Raw genomic sequence first — 17,023 nt, 5'->3', positions numbered from 1 at the left:
ACGCCGCGAACGGACATAGGAAGGGCGCTAGGCGCAAGCATCGCCTCGCCTAGCACCCAAGGATCGACCCCCACTCCGTCGAGCTTCGCTCGACACCTCTTCCCCGATCGACGGGGGAGAGGAAAGACCGCTTCCGCAACAGCTGCAGAGAACGGAAGGCAAGGGAGCGCAAGCTTTCGCGGTTGGCTCGTGTCAGGTACCGGTCGGACGCTTGCCTCACCCGCCCACAGACGGCATAGATCGAGCATGACAACCGAACCCTACCGCCCGCGCCGCTCGGTGCTCTATGTCCCGGCCTCTAACGACAAGGCACTGGCCAAGATCGCGCAGCTATCCTGCGACGCCGTCATCATCGACCTCGAGGATGCCGTCGCCCCGGCCGACAAGATCGCCGCTCGCGACAAGCTGGCCGGAATTTTCGCCAATCGCCCCGCTAGACGCTGCGAGATGGTGGTGCGCGTCAACGCGCTGGCCAGCGAATGGGGCGCCGACGACCTGCTGGCCGCGGCAAGATTCGAGCCCGACGGCATCCTGTTGTCCAAGGTCGCCACACCGCGCGATATCCTTGAGGTCGGCGACGTGCTCGATGACAATTTTGCCCCCGACAGCGTGAAGCTGTGGGCGATGATCGAGACGCCCAAGGCCATGCTCAACATCGGCGCGATCGCCGAGCTTGGCCGCGATCCGGCCTCACGGCTCAATTGTTTCGTTGCCGGAACGAATGACCTGGCCAAGGACACCGGCGTGCTGGCGACGCCGGACCGGCGTTACCTCGTGCCGTGGCTGATGCAGATGGTGCTGGCCGCGCGCGCCGGCGGTCTCGACATGCTCGACGGCGTGGCCAACGATTTTCGCGACCTCGACGCCTTTGCCCGTGAGTGCGCGGAAGCGGCGGCCATGGGCTTCGATGGCAAGACCCTCATCCATCCGGCCCAGATCGACGCGGCCAACCGCGCCTTCGCGCCGTCGCCGGCGGCGCTGACCGAGGCGCGCCTGGTTAAGGACGCGTTTGCCCTTGCCGAAAACAGCGGCAAGGGCGTGATCGCGCTGAATGGCAGAATGGTCGAGCGGCTGCACCTGGCGCAGGCCGAAAAACTGCTGGCGAAGGCAGCCGCCATCGGCGCATGATCGCGGCCAAGTTCATTCACGACAGGACTTGAGAAAATGAAACTCTACCGCTTTCTGACCGGCCCGGACGACGCCAGCTTCTGCCACAAGGTGACGGCGGCGCTTAACAAGGGCTGGCACCTGTTCGGCTCGCCGACCTATGCCTATGACAAGAAAGCCAAGACCATGCGCTGCGGCCAGGCCGTGGTGAAGGATGTCGACGGCCAGGAATACGGGCCGGACACCAAGCTCAGCGACTGGTAGGGCTTCCTCTCTTCGAGCCTATTCAGCCGCTTCCTCGATCCGCTCCATATCATCGTCCGACAGGCCGAAATGGTGGCCGATCTCGTGGATCAGCACATGGGTGACGATGTCGCCCAGCGTTTCCTCGTTTTCGGCCCAGTAGTCGAGCATGGCACGGCGATAGAGCGTGATGCGGTTCGGGCCTTCGCCGGTCTGCGGGTTCCAGCGCTCGGCAATGCCGCGTCCCTCGAACAGGCCGAGCAGGTCGAACGGCGTTTCCAGCGACAGGTCGTCCATGATTTCGTCGGTCGGGAACTCGGCGATCTGGATGACGATCTCGCCGGTCAGCTTGCGAAACTCCTCCGGCAAATGGGCATAGGCCTCCAGCGCGAGGAACTCCAGCTCCTCCATCGAGGGCGCAAGTTCGCCGTGCCAGGTGCGGGTCTTGTAGATGCGGGCCATGCTTTGTCCTTTGATCCCGGCATATAGGCTTTCGCACCGGTCGAGGCAAATTACAGGGATGAGGCGCGCAGGGATGAGGAATAAATTCCTTGTGACTCTGCTTGACTCTTCAATCGCCCTCTGGAATCTATAGGAACATAACAGGAACAATTGTGAGTGGAAGCTGACCGTCATGGCGATGAGCGCCGTGGCGCGGGAGACTGTTTTTGCCCTGCGCCGCCAGATCGCGAAAATCGAGGGAACGCCGCCCGAGCGCCTGCAGGCGCCGGCTGGCGCGCCGCTTGATGCCGACGCCAGCGCCGATGTCACGTCCAGTGCCGACCTCACGATCGTCCGGCGCGGCCTTGCCGCGGCCTTGCCGGATGCCTTCCTGCCAACCGGCGTCGAGCGCCTCGATGCCGCCCTGAGCGGCGGCTTGCCGAAAGCCGCCTTGAGCGAAATCCATGGCGGGCAAACCCGTGATGCCGGAGCCGTTGCGGGCTTCGCTCTGTCGCTCACCAGCCTGATCCTGAAGCAGGCACACGGGCTGCCGGTGCTGTGGATCGGTACATCGGAGATCTTTGGCGAGGCCGGCTTTCCCTATGCCAGGGGGCTGCATGCCGCGTTCGGCATCGAACCCGGGCAATTGCTGTTTTCCGAGGCGCCCAGGCTCGTCGATGCGTTGTGGGTCGCCGAGGAGGCCGCCAGGATGACGGCACTCGCCGCCGTCATCCTGGAAATTCGCGGCAACCCGCAGCGGCTGGACCTGACCGCGACGCGCCGGCTGCATGCAAGGGCGGCAAGCGCCGGCCGGCCGGTGTTCCTGCTGCGGCAGGCGGCCGAGCCAGAACCGACGGCGGCGCCCGTCCGCCTCATCGTCGCGTCGGCGCCGGCCGTGCCGCGCGCCACGGTCGCCGGGCCGCTCGCCGGTTCGATCGGCCGCCCTGCCTTCACCATTACCATCGGCAAGAGCCGCACGGCCTTGCCAGGACAATTCACACTGGAGTGGAACCCCGATGAACGCGCATTCGACGAAAGAAGAGGCGAGGAAAAACGGGAACGGGCAAAGGATCCTGTCGCTGTGGTTTCCCTACTTGGCAGCCGAAAGGATCCTGCGGCAGCGTCTGGGGCGGTCCTGGCGTTCCCGGCCGTCGTCGGATCATCCGCCACTGGTGGTCAGCCACCGCCAGGGCAACGCGCAACGCATTTCGGCCCTCGACGAGCGGGCTGAGGCGCTGCACCTGAAGCGCGACATGGGCATTGCCGATGCGCGCGCCATGCATCCGTCGATCGACATCGTCGAGGCCGATCCGGAAGCCGACCGCCGCCTGCTCGAAGGCCTTGCCGACTGGTGCGACCGCTACACCCCGCTGGTGGCGCTGGACGGGACGGACGGCCTGTTCCTCGACGTCACCGGCTGCACCCATCTGTTCGGCGGCGAACGCGCCATGCTCGACGACATCCTGTCGCGCTTCTTCCATCAGGGGTTCGATGTCCGCGCCGGCCTTGCCCCGACGCCGGGAGCGGCCTGGGCGGCGGCACGCTTTTGCGGCGACCGCATCGTCGCCGGGGGCGAGGAGGAAGCACTGCTGGCACCCTTGCCGCTCGCCGCATTGCGCATAGCGCCGGAAACCCGCGCCAGCCTGGAGAGCGTCGGCCTGCGCACGGCGGGCGCCGTCATGGCGGCACCGCGCGCGCCGCTCGCCCGCCGCTTCGGCGCCGCCCTGCTGCTGCGCCTCGACCAGGCGCTTGGCCGTCTCGACGAGGCGGTCTCGCCGCGTCTTCCCGTCGCGCCGCTTTCGGTCGAGCGCCATCTCGCCGAGCCCGTCACGCTGATCGAGGACATCGAACGCCTGGTCGGCCTGCTGGCGACGACCTTGAAGACCGATCTCGAGCGCCGTGGCGAGGGCGCCCGGACGCTGGCGCTGCTGCTCTTCCGCGTCGACGGCGCGGTCAGCCGCATTGCTCTGGGTACCTCGCGGCCGATGCGCGATCCCCGGCTGATCCAGAAGCTGTTCCATGAAAGGCTGGCGGCACTCGAGCAAGGTATCGATGCTGGCTATGGCTTCGACCTGGTGCGGCTCTCCGTGCTGGCCGCCGCCGCCTTCGACATGGCGCAGGCCGACCTGACGGGCGACGTGACCGACGACGGCGCCGACATCGCGCTGTTCGCCGACCGCATCCGCGCCCGGCTCGGCGAAGGCGCGGTCCTGCAGCCGGTCGCCGTGGAAAGCCATCTGCCGGAACGCGCCGTCGCCATCATTCCTTTCACCGAGGCCCCGCGCCGGACCACGCCGCCTAGGAAGCCGGACAGGATGCAGGCGCCCAAAACCATCTTCCCGCCGGAACGGCCGATCCGGCTGTTCCGCGCGCCCGAGCCCATCGAGGTGCCCGCTACCGAAATGCCGGAGGGGCCGCCGCTGCACTTCCGCTGGCGGCGCGCGCTCTACCGCGTCACCCGCGTCGAGGGTCCGGAACGCATCGCCGCCGAATGGTGGCGGGAGGCGTCAAGCGATCCGGCCACATCCACCCGTGACTATTTCCGCATCGAGGATGCCGACGGCCGCCGCTTCTGGCTCTACCGGCAAGGCCTTTATGGCAACCCCCGGGTGCCGCCGCGCTGGTTCATGCACGGGGTCTTCGCATGAACGCGCTGACCGTCATCCCCTATGCCGAGTTCGGCATCCAGTCGAATTTCTCCTTCCTGCGCGGCGCCTCCAAGCCGGAGGAACTGGTGGTCGCGGCCAAGCTGCTGGGCTTCTCCGCGATCGGCCTTGCCGACCGCAACACGGTTGCCGGCGTGGTGCGCGCCTGGCAGCAAGCCAAGGTCGAAAAACTCTCCTATCACCCCGGCTGCCGGCTGGTTTTCGGCGACGGCACGCCGGACATTCTCGCCTATCCCCGGAACCGTGCGGGCTGGGGGCATCTGTGCCGCATGCTCACCCAGGCCAATCTGCGTGACGAAACCGAAAAGGGCGCCACGCTTCTCCAGCACAGCGACCTCCTGGAATGGGGGGATTTGATGTCGCTGGCGGTCCTGCCCGATCTGGTGGCGGACGCGCAAGGCGGTCTTGCCCTGCTTCGCCAGCTCAAGGATCGTTTCGGCAAGGCCCTGCGGCTTGGCGTCTCGCCCGACTATGCGGGCAATGATCGTTTCCGGATCGAGCAGGCGGCGGCGTTGGCCGAAAGTGCCGGCATCCCGCTGATGGCGACCAACGATGTCCTCTACCACGCGGCGGAACGGCGTCCATTGCAGGATGTGCTCACCGCGATCCGCCTCAACACGCCCGTCGCAGAGGTCGGCCTTGAGCTCACCGCCAACGCCGAGCGTCACCTGAAGCCACCGCTGGAGATGGCGCGCCTGTTCCGCAGGCACCCGCAAGCGCTGGCCGAGACGCTGCGTTTCGGGGAGGAGCTGGCCTTCTCGCTCAGCGACCTCCAGTACAACTACCCCGACGAGCCGACGGAATCGGGCCTCGGGCCGCAGGCCGAATTGGAGAGGCTGGCGCGAGAAGGCGCGGCCAAGCGCTTCCCGGGCGGTGTCCCCACCAGCGTCATAAAACGCATCCAGGAAGAGCTCGCTCTGATCGAGCGGCTGAATTACGCCCGCTATTTCCTGACCGTCTACGACATCATCAAATTCGCCCGCAGCCAGAATATCCTCTGCCAGGGCCGTGGATCTGCCGCCAATTCCATCATCTGTTTCTGCATCGGCATCACCGAGGTTGGTCCGGACAAGATCGATACGCTGTTCGAGCGCTTCATTTCCGAGGAGAGGAACGAACCGCCTGACATCGACGTCGACTTCGAGCATGAACGACGCGAAGAGGTGATGCAGTACATCTACGAGAAATACAGCGGCAAGCGTACCGCGCTCGCCGCCGCTGTCATCAGCTATCGCGGCCGCTCTGCACTGCGCGAGGTTTCCAAGGCGATGGGGCTGTCGGAGGATGTCAGGGCGTCGTTATCGGGTTCGATCTGGGGCTGGTCGACCTCGGAACTCGGCGAAAAGGAAGCCCGCGCCGGCGGCCTTGACCGGAGCGACCCCACATCACGGCATGTGATGGAACGCGCCAACGAGATCATGGGCTTTCCCCGTCACCTCTCCCAGCATGTCGGCGGCTTCGTCATCACCAGGGACCGCCTCGACGAGATCGTGCCCATCGTCAAGACGGCGATGGACCAGCGCAAGATGGTCGAATGGGACAAGGACGATCTCGACTCGGTGAAGATCCTCAAGGTGGACGTCCTGGCGCTCGGCATGCTGACCTGTCTCCAGCGGGCCTTCACCTTGCTTACGGAGCACTATCCGAAGGCGCGGGATGACTACGGCCAACCCTATGTGCTGGCCACCTTGCCACCGGAAGACAAGCGCGTTTACGACATGATCGGCCGGGCTGACACGCTCGGTGTCTTCCAGATCGAATCGCGCGCCCAGATGTCGATGCTGCCAAGGCTCAAACCAAAGGATTTCTATGACCTTGTCATCGAGGTCGCGATCGTGCGGCCAGGCCCGATCCAGGGCGATATGGTGCATCCCTATCTGCGCCGACGGCAAGGTAAGGAAAAACCTGAATATCAGAAGGCGGAATTGAAAGACATCCTCGGCAGGACGCTGGGCGTGCCGCTATTCCAGGAACAGGCGATGAAGATCGCCATCGTCGCCGGCGGCTTCAAGCCGGGCGAGGCCGACGAACTGCGACGTGCCATGGCCACCTTCAAGCGCACCGGCACCATCGGCAATTACCGCGATCGAATGATCAAGGGCATGGTCGGCAAGGGCTACACCAAGGACTTCGCCGAGCGTTGCTTCAAGCAGATCGAGGGCTTTGGCGAATACGGCTTTCCCGAAAGCCATGCCGCCTCCTTCGCTCTGCTCGTCTATGCCTCGTGCTGGTTCAAGACCTTCTATCCCGACGTGTTCTGCGCCGCGATCCTGAATTCGCAACCGATGGGGTTCTACCAGCCGGCGCAACTGGTACGCGACGCGCGCGACCATGGCGTCGACATCCGCGAGGTCGACGTCAATTATTCCGTCTGGGACTGCACCCTGGAAAAGGCGGCTTTCGATCCGGCCCGCATCCTGCCGCGCCATGCCGAGATGCGCGGCGTCATCGAGACGTCCCATGCGCTGCGGCTCGGCTTCCGGCAGATCAAGGGGCTTTCCAAGGAACGCATGGAGCAATTCGTGGCGCGACGCGGCTCAGGCTACGAAACCGTCCGGGACGTCTGGCTGCGCTCCGGCCTCAATGTCGACGAGATCGAGCGGCTGGCGCAGGCCGATGCCTTCCGTTCGATCGGCCTCGACCGCCGTGCCGCACTGTGGGAGGTGCGCGCGCTGGGCGCCAGGAGCGCGGCCGAAAAACTGCCGCTGTTCGACCAGCCGGCGCTGCGCCTGCGCGAACTCGAGCCCGAGACGAAGCTGCCGAAAATGCCGCTCGGCGAACACGTCATCCACGACTACCGCTCGCTCGGCCTGTCGCTGAAGGCGCATCCGGTCGCCTTCCTGCGCGAACGGCTCGACCGCGCCGGCGTAACGCCCAATGCCAACCTGCCTTCCGTGCGCGACGGCAGGCGCGTCTCCGTTGCCGGGCTGGTGCTGGTGCGCCAGCGCCCCGGCAAGGGCAACGCGATCTTCCTGACGCTGGAGGACGACAAGGCAGTCGCCAACGTCATCTTCTGGGAGCGGACCTTTACCCGCTTCCGGCCCATCGTCATGGGCGCGCGGTTCGTGAAGGTGTCAGGGAAATTGCAGTCGGAATCGGGTGTGATCCATATCGTTGCGGAAAAGATCGAGGATCTGACGCCCTGGCTGACCGTGCTTCTGGAGAAGGTGAGCGGGGCCGGGCAGCCGGGCGCGCGACACGCCTCCAGCGAGGGTCTGGATCGCTCCAGCCAAACGGGGCCGGCGAGACAAGATCTCGCAACACTGTCGGAAGAAGCAGAAAGTGTCATGCCAAAGGGACGGAATTTTCAGTAGCGTACGGCGCCGCTTCGCCCTCACCCACCTTTCGTCATCCACGGGCGGAGCAGGAGCGAAGCTCCGTCGCGGAGACCCGAGGATCCATGCCGCGACTTCGAACGAAGAGTGCCACGGTCCAGAATAGCGTCTTTACATCGTGGGACGAAAGGCAACCGGCTCCGGCCCGCTTTCGCACGTCACATACGTCGCGGCATGGATCCCAGGGTCTCCGCGACGCCGCTACGCGGCTGCTCCGCCCTGGGACGACGACGCGATGAATGGCACCGCCTCCTGCGACGGCCCGCTCAACCCGGTCCGCTCAGGCGGGGCGGCGGCGCCAGCACATCCTCGGCCGACAACGTCCGCGCCTCCGAAGGCAGCATGATCGGAATACCGTCGCGCACCGGATAAGCCAGTTTGGCGACCCGCGAGACCAACTCGCCCCGCTCCGGATCCCAGGCCAGCGGCCCCTTGGTCAACGGGCAGGCCAGAAGCTCCAGCAACTTGGGGTCGACATTGAAATTCTTTCCGTCACGCCCATCCGCCGCCACCGTGTCGCCTCCTGACCAACTATCGGAAGATGCGTTGAGATTCAGGTCAGGCCGAGTCGAAAATGGCCGGCATCACCTGAATATCGGCACATCTTACTGCAGACTCGAACCAAAATCCTCATTCTCGCGCGCCAGCGCCATTTCGGTGATGGCAATCAGCGTTTCGGCCCTTGTCTTCAGGTCGGCGGCCTCGAGCAGCGCCTGCTTCTCGGCCGGACCGTAGGGCGCCATCATCGACAGCGCGTTGACCAGCATGGCATTTTCGGCACGGCTGACGCTCTCCCAGTCGGCTTCGAGATCATTGGCCTGCAGATAGGCGCGAAACGCCCTTAGCAGCGCCGGCCGGTCGATCTCGTTCGCCGCCGGATCGTCATCGAGATCGGCCAGGAAGGGCGCCGGTTTCGCCTGGCGAAACGGCGTCTTGACCGTCAGTTCATGGCCGATGCGGAACCGGCACACGCCCTGCAGCGAAATCAGGTAGCGGCCGTCGCCGGTCTCGGAAAAGGCGATGATGCGCCCGGCGCAGCCGACATTGCAGAGCTCCGGCTCGCCGTCGTCGCGCAACGCGCCGTCAAGACGTGGCTGGATGATACCGATGAGCCGAGAGCCGGCCACCGCCTCGTCCACCATTTGCAGGTAGCGCGGCTCGAAGATGTTGAGCGGCATGCGGCCGCCCGGCAGCAGAAGCGCCCCCTCGAGCGGAAAAATCGGGATCGTCGACGGCAGATCCTTGGCGAGCCGGTAATGCGCGTTTCCCGCTTGCACCATAGTCCTCCCATCGACTTCTTCCGCTTCCCGCCGCCGGGATCGTTGGCGAACCGGCGCCAGCTTCCTAATCTGGCGCTGCCGCCGCCGACGCCAAGCCCATGCGACGAAACAGCCGCCGGCTCAGGAAAACAGCAGCGCCGACAATTTGCGCCGCGCCGCCAGCGTCGCCTCGTCGGTCATGCCCCAGGCCTCGAAGAATTGCAGCAATTGCGTCCTGGCGCCATCCTCGTTCCAGGCGCGGTCGGCCTTGATGATGGCCAGCAGATTGTCGGCCGCCGCCGTGCGTTCGCCCCTGGCGTTCTGGATCATGGCCAGATCGAAACGGGCCTGATGATCCCTGGGATTTTCCGCCAGGCGCCGCTCGAACTCGGCCGGATTGCCGAGCGTCGCCGCTTGCGCGGCAAGCGCCATCTTGGCACGCAGCGCGGCAAGCGCCGGCGCATCCTTCTTGGCCTCAGGCGCTGTCGCCAGCAACGCCTCGGCGCCTTCCGTGTCGCCGGCCTCGAACAGCAGGTCACCCAGCCCGGCGATTGCCTCGACCGTCTCCGGCGCCTGCGCCAGGATGGCGTCAAAAATGTCGGCGGCGGTCTGCATGTCGCCGGCGTCGCGGGCTTCCGCCGCCGCCGCCAGCGCCTCGGCCACGGCCGGCGCGCCATTGCCCTTGCCGCCGACCTTGGTGATGAATTCTGCGATCTGGCTCTCCGGGATCGCGCCCATGAAGCCGTCGACCGGCTGGCCGTCCTTGAAGGCGATGACCGCCGGAATGGACTGGATGCCGAGCTGGCCGGCGATCGAGGGGTGGTCGTCGATGTTCATCTTGACGAGCTTGACCTTGCCGCCGGCGGCCTTGACCGCCTTTTCGAGCTGCGGCGTCAGCTGCTTGCAAGGCCCGCACCACGGCGCCCAGAAATCGACCAGCACCGGCTGGCGGCGCGATTCCTGAATGACGTCGGCGGCGAAGGCAGCGGTCGTCGTGTCCTTGATGACATCGCCGGTGGCTGGGGGAGCGGAAGGGGCGCCCGCCGCGTCGCCAAGCGCGACCTTTGCCGGCGCGGGTGCGGTTCCGCCATACTGCACGGTGGTGGCATACTGGCCGCCATTGCTGCCGAATGATCCGCCAAACGGATTGTTGTCGCTCATCTCGTCACCCTTTCGGTCGCGCCGCCGGCCCGCGGGTCGGTGCAATGTCTTTATTGGAAGTCGGTTTCGCCATCCATGTGGCGATCATGCCGAGACTTTCAAGATAGCAGCATCATGCCCGGTTGCCTCGACGAATCTGATGAGATCGGCCGCCGCGATCGATGTCGTCGCCTCATTGGTCAGCGGATGCGCATTGATGACGGCATGATCCATCAAATCCTTGTCGAGCACCAGCTTCACCTTGTTTGCCGTGTCGTTGATGACGCCAAAGACGGTGACCGCGCCCGGCGAAACGCCCAGAAGCTCCATCAGCATCTCCGGTTTGCCGAAGGAAACACGGCTGGCGGCGCCGATCAGCTGGTGGATCTGCTTCAGGTCGACGACCGCGTCCTCGCCGACGGTGACCAGGAAGAAATTGTCCTTCTTGTCCTTCAGGAACAGGTTCTTGGTGTGCCCGCCGTCGATTTCGCCGCGCAGCGCCTGCGAATCGGCCACCGTATAGAGCGGCGGATGGCGTTTCGTCGAAACGGCGATGCCCAGTTCGGCAAGAAAGGCAAAAAGCTCGGCTTCGGTCTTCGGCATTGGTTTCTTCTTTGTCCGTTTCCTGCCTCGCCGTTTACGGCCAATGAGGCGTCAGACACAAGACCATCGCGCGATGGCACAATGAAATCCGCGCATCGCGGCGGTTTGCCGGCATCACTCGAAAGGTTGTAAAAAGGCTGCGATTTCCCTGTTGCAATCGCCGCGCTCTTAAGCCATATAGGCCCGGCTTGCGGCCAAGACGCCGTGTGAGCGGGTGTAGCTCAGGGGTAGAGCACAACCTTGCCAAGGTTGGGGTCGAGCGTTCGAATCGCTTCACCCGCTCCAGTTTCCTCTCGGGAAATCAAGCATCGAAAAGCCGCGGTCCGCCGCGGCTTTTTCGTTTTTGGGCGGCCGGAACGCCGGCGCCAAGGGCGGTTGTCACTTTTGGGACTGCTGGAAGCCCGCAACATCGTATTGAGATACGCTCTTCGGATTCTTGGAGTTCTGCGGCTGGGTCCCTGCGTAATGTGTTCCGGCGTTCCCGTCCGGGTTGAAGGCCGAACCCGGCGCTGTGCTGGCATTGCCAGGGGTGGCAGTCCCTGTCTGAGGGGTGCCGATTGTCTGATTGGGCTGCCCCTTGGTCCCCGTTACCGAGTGGACATTGGCGGCCAAGGCCAGGCCGGCGGAGGTTGCAAGCAAGCCCAGCACCATGGGAATGAGGCGATGTTTCATCGTTGTTCTCCCAAAAACGGTTGATTTAAGGGCGCTCGGAGTCTCAGGAGCACCCGGCGAACTAATGATTAAACGCTCTTCGGACCGCCGTTCATCCCGAACATTTCGAATCTGTGATGTAGGGCGACACTGACGCGGCTCATTGCATAGGGTAACCCGCGCCGGTCGGATGGATGCGCGAGACATCCGAAGATCCTGCGGCGACCTGAAATTTGAGCACGCAAGCCAATTTCCAGGCGGCGTTGTGCGGTCTGTCGGCGATCCGGCCCTTTCGTCTTTCAGGAGGGCGACCGTCCTTGTCCCGCCTTGCGCAGCGACGCCTGGTGCACCAGGGAGGTCCAGCTGTTGGTCGAGGCGAGGTGGCAATAGAGCAGGGTGAGCGCGCCGGATTTCCTCAGGTCGAGGAAGGCCTCGTCGCTCAATTTGTTGAAGGCGTCCTCGTCGATCACCTGGAAATCGGTGAGGTTGAGGGTTTCGCCGCCTTCCAGCGTCACCGTGCTCTGGCGCGGCGCGAACAGGCGATGCGCGTCGATCCTCTCGACCATCTCGCGGGTGGCCCTGAAGTCGATCTGGAACTGATTGCAGAGGGCCAGCGCCTGCCTCGTCGCTTCCGTGGGCTCGGCGCCGTTGAAGAAGGGGGCTATCTTGTCGTCACGGAGGGACGAGAGCACCTTGTCGACGACCCGCTCGCTTGCCCTGTCCACGCACAGCGTCAGCCGGCCCGCCGTGGTCGGGTCCTCGGCCAGGATGAAGGGATAGCGGCGGACATAGGCGGGGACGTAATGCGGCGCGGCCCACCGGCTGTCTTTGTCGACGAACAGGTTCTCGCCCTGGCGCACGCCGGTGATGATCACCGGCGCCTTGGCCGGACCGATGAAGACGATCGGATAGGAGCGCATCGCCGCCGGCATCTCCGACGCCACCACCGGAATGGCATGCACTGCACGCGCGAAGGAAAGGTCGCCGCGCGTGGTCAGGCCCAGCGAGCCGTGCCGCGCCGGGTTGAGCGCCTCGGGCCTGGAATAGAACAGCGGCATGGCACCGCTTTCCGGCACCGCTTCCGTCTTCGCCGCCTTGTCCGCCATGGTCCATCCCTTTCTCACGCCAGCCGATCGAGCAGGCTTCTGCAGCATCGACCCGAAGGCCGGCATCCGCACTTGTTGCGCTGATATTGCCCGGGCAAGAATCCGGCGCGGCAGCAAGCTACTACAGTGTCCATTGGCATGGAATCGGTCGCCCGGTCACCATCCGGTGTCGTTGATCGGCTTCACCGCGGCCATTCAAGCTGGAGCCGATCAAGCAAACGATTTCGCCGGCATTGGCGCCCGGTCGGCATTTGCCCCTTGATCGACGCTGCCCGCAATGCTCCGTTGCCCTCTCGGACATCGGGAGAACACATGACCGGCTTTGTCGACCGCCAGCGCGCCGCGCATTTGATGGAAAGCGCCGGCATCGGGGCGCTGGTGCTCTCGGCGCCCGAGGCCTTCCACCATGCGACCGGGGCGTGGATCGGCCCGGCGGGACTGTTCCGGCGCGCCGGCGGCGGCTTCGTCGTCATCCCGGCCCGGCAGGATCTGCCGATCGGCATCGTCGTCGCGGACTTCAACGTCGCCCAGCTGCGGCTCGCCGCGCCTGAAGCGACTGTGCGTTCGCACCCGATCTGGATCGAAACCGCGCCACTGGAGACAGGCGCTCACGGTCTTCTGGCGGAGCGCATCGAGGCCGGTCTCGCCTCGCTTGGCCGCGCGCCGGATTTCTCGCGCCCCGCCACCTTCGATCTCGCCGGCTCGGTGAACCAGCTGCGGGCCCTGCTGGACGACTTCGGGCTGGCGCGCGCGACGCTCGGCGTCGACCTCGACTTTATTCCGGCCGCCGATTTCACGGCCATCCAGGCGCTGCTTCCGCACTGCCTGTTCGCCGACGGTTCACCGGTCCTGGACCGGCTCAGGGCCATCAAGACGCAGCGCGAGATCGATCTGCTGCAGCAAGGCATCATCCTGTCGGAAGCCGGGCTGGAGCGCCTGCAGGTGGACGCGATGGCCGGCATGCGCCAGGCCGATCTCGTCGCGCTCTACCGGAAAGGCGTCGCCGAGGCGGCGGCAGGGCTGTCGCATCCGGTCGCCACCGCCGAATATGTGACGTTGGGTGCCCGGGCCAAGGGCGCCGATGCCAGGGCCGTGGCGGGCGACCCGCTGAAATGCGACATGGTCTGCACGGTCGGCGGCTACGCCTCCGACATGTCGCGCAATTTCATCTTCGGGCCGCCTTCCGCCGACCAGGCCGAACTGCATGCGCTCGCCGAGCGGGCTTTCGAGGACGGACTGGCGGCGCTTGTGCCGGGCAACTCCCTCGCCCATGTCCACCGCGTCACCACCGAAAGCCTGGCGCGGCAGGGGCTGCGCTCCTACCGCCGTGGCCATTTCGGCCACAGCGTCGGCCAGTCGGTGTTTTCCGAGCAATGGCCGTTCATCGCGGCCGATAGCGATGTCGTGATCGAGGCCGGCATGGTGCTGGCCTTCGAGATCCCGCTCTACATAGACGGCCTCGCCAGCTTCAATCTCGAGGACCAGTTCCTGATCACGGCGGATGGGCCTGTTGCGATGAATCGGCTGCCGAGGCGGCTGGAGACGATTGGGTAAATGGCATCTCGGCACCGAAGCCGCGGCGCGCTGTTGGACTGCACGCCGTAGGATGTGTTGAGATTCAGGTCAGGCCGCGCCGAAAGCGGTGGTTCCAGAACCGGAGCGGAGCGTACTTAAAGTACGTGAGCACCGGAAGCGCAGGGAACCGCCGATTGCAGGCCGGCATCACCTGAATATCGGCACATCCTAACCACTCACCGCCGGCCGCCGATCCATCCACGGCATCTCCTGCTCCAGCTGTGCCGACGCCGCCAGCACCGTCGCCTCGTCGCCATAGCGGCCGACCAGCTGCACGCCGATCGGCACCCCGCCTTTCGACCATCCGAGCGGCAGCGAGATCGCCGGTTGGCCGGAAATGTTGAAGGGAAAGGCAAACACGGAGTCCGCCCATTTGGCATTGTAGCGGTCGATGTCGGTTTCCGACATGTCGTAATAGCCGAGCGGACGCGGCAACTGGGTCAGAGTCGGCGTGATGAAAAGGTCGTAGGCGTTGAGATCGCCGACAATGTCGCGGCCGACCTGCCTGAGCTGCTCGACATCGGAAATGTGCCTGACACCACTCGTCTCGCGGCCGCGCTCGATGATCGCCCAGGTCACCGCTTCGACGTCGCCTGGGGTGACCGGCCTGCCGATCACCGTTTCGAGATAGTCGAAGGTCGCCGCCGTCTGCACGCAGGTCATGTTGGTGTAGGTCGCCCAGACGGCATTGGCGTCGAGCGGCATGTCATGCGCCTCGACATCGTGTCCCAGCCGCTCGAGCGTCGCCACGGTTGCCAGTACCGCCGCCTTCACCTCCGGATCGATGGCGGTGCCGTTGGGCGGCGTGACGGAGAAGCCGATGCGCAATCTCTTCGGCGCCCGCGCCGACAGGCTGAGCCAGGAGCCATCCGGCACCGGTGGCGTATAGGGATCGCCCGGCAGCGCGCCGGCCACCGCGTCGAGATAGGCCGCCGTGTCGCGCACACTGCGCGAGCAGCAGAGAAAATAGGCGCCGCCATACCAATAGTCGCCGAACGGCGCGAGACTGACGCGGCCGCGCGACGGTTTCAGGCCGACAATGCCGCAGCAGGAGGCCGGAATGCGGATCGAGCCGGCGCCGTCACTGGCTTCGGCGATCGGCACCATGCGCGACGCAATCGCCGCCGCCGCGCCGCCGCTCGAGCCGCCGGGCGTGATGCCTTCCTTCCACGGGTTCTTCGTCACCCCGTAGAGTTTCGGTTCCGTCGTGATCGACCAGCCGTTTTCAGGTGCGTTCGACTTGCCGACCAGCACCAGCCCAGCCGCCTTCATGCGGCGGACCACTTCGGTGTCGAAATCGGCGACGACATCTTTCAAATAGAAGGAAGAATTGGTGTTGGGCGCACCTGTCCAGGACGAGGCCAGCTCCTTGAGCAGGAATGGTACGCCGGCGAACGGAGCCGATTTGTCGACCGTCTGCGCCTGCGCGCGCGCCATGTCGTACAAGCGGTGGATGACCGCGTTCAGCGCCGGGTTGAGCCGCTCGACCAGTGTGATCGCCGCCTCGACCAGTTCGGCCGGCGAAACCTCGCCGCCGCGCACCAACCTGGCCAGGTCGAGCGCGTCGGACTCGGCGTAGGTTTTCAACAGACTGTCGGTGACCATGTCTCTCCTCCCAATTTCCATGCCTCGGCACCGCGCCGGAAATGCGCGCTGTCCCTGCCAGTCAATTGCAAATGCAAGCGCCGCCCCTCATCCGCCCGCCGGCACCTTCTCCCGTATAGGGACGGGAGAAGGATGAAACTCCTGCGGCGCCGGCGCCTCCTCCAGCACCAGCGGCCGGATTGCGTCAGGCCAGCTCGACGGTCCGGCCGAGTTCGATGCTCTGTTCGGCGGCGAGCACGATACGCAGGCTGTTGACAGCCGCATCCATCTGCTCGGTCAGATCGAGATCCTCGCGAATGGCGCGCAGGAAGAAGGCCTGCTCGCGGTCGCACAGCTCCTGGTGGCCGGGCTCGTCCTCCATGCTGACGATCTCGTCGGGTTTCTTGAAATTCTTGTCGCCGTCGACGGCGGCATAATGGATCTTCAGCGCATCGGTCTTGGTGTGCCGGTCGATGTCGGCCGAATTGGACACCTCGGCATCCGAGGCCGTGCTCGCCGCCTGGCCGGCGACGATCGACACCGCGCCCTTGGGGCCGACCACATCCTTCACGAAATAGGCCGTCTCGCTCATCATCGGACCCCAGCCGGCTTCATACCAGCCGACCGAGCCGTCATCGAAGGTGACGTGCAGATGGCCGTAATTCTGCTTGTCGGCCTCCGCCCAGAGCTTGGCGCCGATGCCGTGCACACGTACGGGCTTGGCGCCGGTAAGCTGGCACATGACGTCGACATAGTGCACGCCGCAATCGACGATCGGGATCAGCGAATCGATCAGGTTCTTGTGCCAGTGCCAGGCACTGCCGCTGCTCTGCTGGTTGAGGTTGAGACGCATCACCAGCGGCTTGCCGAGCGTCTTGCCGACCTCGATGAACTTGATCCAAGAGGGGTGGACGCGCAGGATGTAGCCGAGCACCAGCTTGCGCTTCTTGGCCCGTGCCGCCGCCACGACCTTTTCGGCATCCTCGATATTGGTGGCGAGCGGCTTTTCCATGAACACATGGCAATTGGCCGCGATCGCCTTCAGCGCATATTCGGCATGGGTGTTCGGCCAGCTGTTGATCGAGACGGCGTCCGGCTTTGTCTCCTTCAGCGCCAGGTCGAAATCCTCGTAGAGCGGATAGCCGGCTAATTCCGCCGGGATCTTCGTGTTGCTCTTGATCGAGCGGCTCATGATGCCGACGATCTGAAAACCCTCGGAGCGGTGATAGGCGCTGGCATGCGACGCACCCATATTGCCCAGGCCCACCACCAGCACTTTTACCTTGTCGGCCACATCAGCCTCCCATGCTTTC

Annotated in this window: 15 protein-coding genes and 1 tRNA gene; 7 read left to right on the top strand and 9 right to left on the bottom strand. The window is 65.1% G+C overall.

The annotated features are described in order from the left end of the window. Window positions 1-246: 246 nt before the first annotated feature. Window positions 247-1,128: a CoA ester lyase gene (locus EB230_RS05030; protein WP_172371662.1), complete on the top strand. Its 882-nt coding sequence runs from the start codon at window positions 247-249 to the stop codon at window positions 1,126-1,128. A gap of 36 nt (window positions 1,129-1,164) precedes the next feature. Further along, window positions 1,165-1,371, top strand: coding sequence for a DUF1737 domain-containing protein (locus EB230_RS05025; protein ID WP_027047555.1), 207 nt, complete (start codon window positions 1,165-1,167; stop codon window positions 1,369-1,371). A gap of 18 nt (window positions 1,372-1,389) precedes the next feature. On the opposite strand, the gene EB230_RS05020 is transcribed toward EB230_RS05025, so the two are convergent. Then, entirely contained in the window at window positions 1,390-1,812 is a 423-nt protein-coding gene (locus EB230_RS05020) for a metallopeptidase family protein (protein ID WP_056574387.1), read from the bottom strand. A 172-nt stretch (window positions 1,813-1,984) separates the two neighbouring features. Here EB230_RS05020 and EB230_RS32545 point away from each other — a divergent pair, with 172 nt between their 5' ends. Genes EB230_RS32545 through EB230_RS05010 form a run of 3 tightly spaced genes read left to right on the top strand, consistent with a single transcriptional unit; the run spans window position 1,985 to window position 7,771 of the window. After that, window positions 1,985-3,022 carry a hypothetical protein gene (locus EB230_RS32545; protein ID WP_246738915.1) on the top strand — a complete coding sequence of 346 codons (1,038 nt, stop codon included), beginning with the start codon at window positions 1,985-1,987 and terminating at the stop codon, window positions 3,020-3,022. Then, window positions 2,964-4,439, top strand: coding sequence for a DUF6504 family protein (locus EB230_RS05015; RefSeq protein ID WP_056574381.1), 1,476 nt, complete (start codon window positions 2,964-2,966; stop codon window positions 4,437-4,439). The genes EB230_RS32545 and EB230_RS05015 overlap by 59 nt, the downstream gene beginning before the upstream one ends. After that, complete coding sequence (locus EB230_RS05010) at window positions 4,436-7,771, top strand: error-prone DNA polymerase (protein WP_172371660.1); 3,336 nt, start codon at window positions 4,436-4,438, stop codon at window positions 7,769-7,771. The genes EB230_RS05015 and EB230_RS05010 overlap by 4 nt, the downstream gene beginning before the upstream one ends. A gap of 287 nt (window positions 7,772-8,058) precedes the next feature. Here EB230_RS05010 and EB230_RS05005 read toward each other — a convergent pair whose 3' ends face one another. From EB230_RS05005 to EB230_RS04990, 4 genes are all read right to left on the bottom strand, one after another. Beyond that, window positions 8,059-8,304: a Trm112 family protein gene (locus EB230_RS05005; RefSeq protein WP_056574374.1), complete on the bottom strand. Its 246-nt coding sequence runs from the start codon at window positions 8,302-8,304 to the stop codon at window positions 8,059-8,061. Window positions 8,305-8,397: 93 nt separating this feature from the next. Then, window positions 8,398-9,069 carry an LON peptidase substrate-binding domain-containing protein gene (locus EB230_RS05000; RefSeq protein WP_056576377.1) on the bottom strand — a complete coding sequence of 224 codons (672 nt, stop codon included), beginning with the start codon at window positions 9,067-9,069 and terminating at the stop codon, window positions 8,398-8,400. A gap of 123 nt (window positions 9,070-9,192) precedes the next feature. Continuing rightward, window positions 9,193-10,212: a thioredoxin gene (gene trxA / locus EB230_RS04995; RefSeq protein ID WP_172371658.1), complete on the bottom strand. Its 1,020-nt coding sequence runs from the start codon at window positions 10,210-10,212 to the stop codon at window positions 9,193-9,195. A gap of 84 nt (window positions 10,213-10,296) precedes the next feature. Beyond that, entirely contained in the window at window positions 10,297-10,794 is a 498-nt protein-coding gene (locus EB230_RS04990; protein WP_056574368.1) for a prolyl-tRNA synthetase associated domain-containing protein, read from the bottom strand. Window positions 10,795-11,004: 210 nt separating this feature from the next. Here EB230_RS04990 and EB230_RS04985 point away from each other — a divergent pair. Next, window positions 11,005-11,079, top strand: a tRNA-Gly gene (locus EB230_RS04985). Between the two features lie 93 nt (window positions 11,080-11,172). Here EB230_RS04985 and EB230_RS04980 read toward each other — a convergent pair. Then, window positions 11,173-11,466: a hypothetical protein gene (locus EB230_RS04980; protein ID WP_056574365.1), complete on the bottom strand. Its 294-nt coding sequence runs from the start codon at window positions 11,464-11,466 to the stop codon at window positions 11,173-11,175. Between the two features lie 278 nt (window positions 11,467-11,744). Continuing rightward, window positions 11,745-12,551, bottom strand: coding sequence for a SapC family protein (locus tag EB230_RS04975; RefSeq protein WP_172371656.1), 807 nt, complete (start codon window positions 12,549-12,551; stop codon window positions 11,745-11,747). Between the two features lie 312 nt (window positions 12,552-12,863). Here EB230_RS04975 and EB230_RS04970 point away from each other — a divergent pair, with 312 nt between their 5' ends. Then, window positions 12,864-14,105 carry a Xaa-Pro peptidase family protein gene (locus EB230_RS04970; protein WP_172371654.1) on the top strand — a complete coding sequence of 414 codons (1,242 nt, stop codon included), beginning with the start codon at window positions 12,864-12,866 and terminating at the stop codon, window positions 14,103-14,105. A 189-nt stretch (window positions 14,106-14,294) separates the two neighbouring features. Here EB230_RS04970 and EB230_RS04965 read toward each other — a convergent pair whose 3' ends face one another. Continuing rightward, window positions 14,295-15,731, bottom strand: a complete 1,437-nt coding sequence (locus EB230_RS04965; protein WP_172371652.1) for an amidase — start codon at window positions 15,729-15,731, stop codon at window positions 14,295-14,297. 184 nt (window positions 15,732-15,915) lie between these two features. Further along, a complete protein-coding gene (locus EB230_RS04960; RefSeq protein ID WP_172371650.1) occupies window positions 15,916-17,004 on the bottom strand; it encodes a Gfo/Idh/MocA family oxidoreductase in 1,089 nt (362 codons plus the stop codon). Window positions 17,005-17,023: the final 19 nt, after the last annotated feature.

It is taken from the genome of Mesorhizobium sp. NZP2234, from assembly GCF_013170765.1.
Taxonomy (GTDB): domain Bacteria; phylum Pseudomonadota; class Alphaproteobacteria; order Rhizobiales; family Rhizobiaceae; genus Mesorhizobium; species Mesorhizobium loti_D.
The sequence above is the reverse complement of the archived record's forward strand: the minus strand, read 5'-3'. Positions and strand labels throughout refer to the sequence as shown.